Raw genomic sequence first — 1,791 nt, 5'->3', positions numbered from 1 at the left:
CCCGCGTCGGCGCCACCCACTCCGACACCGAAAACACCGCGAAAGCCCTGGCCGACAAGGCGTGGCGACTGCGCATTCTCGACGGCGAGCGCTCCGCCGCCGACCTGAACGCACCCGTCCTTGTCGTCAGCCAGTTCACCCTGTACGCCAACACCGCCAAGGGCCGCCGCCCCTCCTGGAATGCCGCCGCCCCCGGCCCCATCGCCGAACCCCTAGTCGACATCTTCGCCGACACCCTCCGAGACCTGGGCGCCACCGTAGCCACCGGTCACTTCGGGGCCCACATGGCAGTCCAGCTGACCAACGACGGCCCGGTCACCGTCCTCCTCGAAGGCTGAGCACCGGAGCTCACAGATTCAGATGCAGACGCAGCGCACGGTCGACCTCCGCGCTCAGCGCCACGGACAATCGGCCGACGACGCGACCGACCCGATCTACCGATACCGATCGGACCTGTTCCGCCTGCGCTTTCGACACCACGTCCAGGCCGACGTCTTCGAGCAGAACCTGAAACGGAAATACCTGAGCGACGTTGCTGGTCACCGGAACAACCGTAATGACACCTCGCCCCAGCTGGTCAGCTCGCCGATTCGCCCCGTCGTTGCTCACGATCACAGCAGGACGGACCTTGTTGACCTCACTGCCGCGAACCGGCTCGAAATCGACGAGCACGATGTCGCCGCGACGCATCAGGCGATGCCGTCAGCGAGAGTCTCGGACCACACGGCATCGTCGTCCGCCGATTCCCATTCATCCCAGGCTGCCTCATAGGCATCTTCGAGTGCCCGTGCGCGCAATAGCGCAATCGCACGATGGATGGCGGCCGAACGACCGGGCAGACCGGCCCGGCAGACTTCTTGGTCGAGAACTGCCAAGTCATCCTCGGAGAGGCTCACACTCAGCTTCATACCCACGATGCTACCAGAGTAGGAACGCGAAGAGCAGAGAGAGGATTACTCCGGGCGCAAGGTGAGGATGCGCGGGCCGTCCTCGGTGACGGCGACGCTGTGCTCCCAGTGCGCGGCGCGGGAGCCGTCGGTGGTGACGACCGTCCAGTCGTCGTCGAGCGTCTTGGTCTCGGTGGTGCCGAGGGTGAGCATCGGCTCGATCGCCAGCACCGAGCCGACGACCAGGCGCGGGCCCTTGCCGGGGGCGCCTTCGTTCGGCAGGAACGGGTCCATGTGCATCTCGCGGCCGATGGCATGGCCACCGTAGCCGTCGACGATGCCGTAGGCGCGGCCGTGCTCGCGCTCGGCGGCGCGGGTGCCCAGCTCGATCGCGTGCGAGACGTCGGTGAGGCGGTTGTCGGGCAGCATCGCGGCGATGCCCATTTCCATCGACAGCCTGGTCGCCTCGCTCAGCAGCCGGTCGGCCTCGATGATGGTGCCGATGCCGAAGGTCCAGGCCGAGTCGCCGTGCCAGCCGTCGAGGATGGCGCCGCAGTCGATGGACACGAGATCGCCCTCGGCGAGGATTTCCGTCGCCGAGGGGATGCCGTGGACCACACGGTCGTTGACCGAAGAACAGATCGAGCCGGGGAAGCCGTGATAACCCTTGAACGACGGGACGGCGCCCGCGTCACGGATCGTCTGCTCGGCGACCTCGTCGAGCTCCAGCGTCGACACGCCGGGCTTGGCCGCGGCGCGGACGGCGACGAGCGTCCGTCCGACGATCGCGCCGGCTGCCGCCATGGCATCCAGCTCGCCCGCCGAACGGAACGGCACGACCTTCTTCTTACGGTTGAAGACCATCCGGCCTCAGTACTCCGATCAGGTGGTTACCGACCGAGGG

4 protein-coding genes are annotated in these 1,791 nt (G+C 67.1%); 1 reads left to right on the top strand and 3 read right to left on the bottom strand.

The features are described from left to right. Positions 1–338: D-aminoacyl-tRNA deacylase (dtd, locus tag ACFWPJ_RS31900; protein WP_378857105.1), on the top strand; the 338-nt coding region annotated here is incomplete at its 5' end. 10 nt (positions 339–348) lie between these two features. Here dtd and ACFWPJ_RS31895 read toward each other — a convergent pair. Genes ACFWPJ_RS31895 through map form a run of 3 tightly spaced genes read right to left on the bottom strand, consistent with a single transcriptional unit; the run spans position 349 to position 1,751 of the window. Beyond that, positions 349–693, bottom strand: coding sequence for a type II toxin-antitoxin system PemK/MazF family toxin (locus ACFWPJ_RS31895; protein WP_378857107.1), 345 nt, complete (start codon positions 691–693; stop codon positions 349–351). Continuing rightward, on the bottom strand, positions 690–908 hold the full coding sequence (locus tag ACFWPJ_RS31890; RefSeq protein ID WP_378857103.1) for a ribbon-helix-helix protein, CopG family: 219 nt from the start codon (positions 906–908) through the stop codon (positions 690–692). The genes ACFWPJ_RS31895 and ACFWPJ_RS31890 overlap by 4 nt, the downstream gene beginning before the upstream one ends. A 45-nt stretch (positions 909–953) precedes the next feature. Continuing rightward, complete coding sequence (gene map / locus ACFWPJ_RS31885) at positions 954–1,751, bottom strand: type I methionyl aminopeptidase (protein WP_378857101.1); 798 nt, start codon at positions 1,749–1,751, stop codon at positions 954–956. Between the last annotated feature and the right edge of the window lie 40 nt (positions 1,752–1,791).

It is taken from the genome of Nocardia sp. NPDC058497 (assembly GCF_042720195.1).
Classification (GTDB): domain Bacteria; phylum Actinomycetota; class Actinomycetes; order Mycobacteriales; family Mycobacteriaceae; genus Nocardia.
Note: the sequence above shows the minus strand (reverse complement) of the source record. Positions and strands in the feature narration are given on the sequence as shown.

Excerpts from the sequence above, each read along its gene's own strand:
- map (WP_378857101.1), bottom strand. The coding sequence starts at position 1,751 with ATGGTCTTCAACCGTAAGAAGAAGGTCGTGCCGTTCCGTTCGGCGGGC.
- ACFWPJ_RS31890 (WP_378857103.1), bottom strand. The coding sequence starts at position 908 with ATGAAGCTGAGTGTGAGCCTCTCCGAGGATGACTTGGCAGTTCTCGAC.